1 protein-coding gene is annotated in these 369 nt (G+C 31.4%); it reads left to right on the top strand.

The window, feature by feature from the left end; genetic code table 11:
* A partial coding sequence (locus EII23_RS12555; RefSeq protein ID WP_221620434.1) for a sigma-70 family RNA polymerase sigma factor occupies nucleotides 1–369 on the top strand: 369 nt, incomplete at both ends.

Raw genomic sequence — 369 nt, 5'->3', positions numbered from 1 at the left:
GTATATAACAAACCGGACTCAGAAGAAATAAAAGCTCTATTTAAAGAGTATTTTGAAAATCCCACACCAGAACTTAGAGACAAATTAATAGAAAAAAATCTATATATGGCTGAAATTTTAGCTAAAAAATATGTAAATCGTGGAATTGACTATGATGATCTATTCCAAGTTGCAAGTCTTGGATTAATCTATGCCATAGATAGATATGACATCTCAAAAGGCTTTGAATTTTCAAGTTTCGCTATGCCGACTATCGTCGGAGAAATAAAGAGATATTTCAGAGATAAGGGTTGGGTAATTCGGGTTCCAAGAAGAATACAAGAGAACTCTAAAAAAGTTAATAATGCAAAATATCATTTAACACAAGAG

Source organism: Desulfovibrio sp. OH1186_COT-070, assembly GCF_003860215.1.
GTDB lineage: Bacteria > Desulfobacterota > Desulfovibrionia > Desulfovibrionales > Desulfovibrionaceae > Desulfovibrio.
The sequence above is the reverse complement of the archived record's forward strand: the minus strand, read 5'-3'. Positions and strand labels throughout refer to the sequence as shown.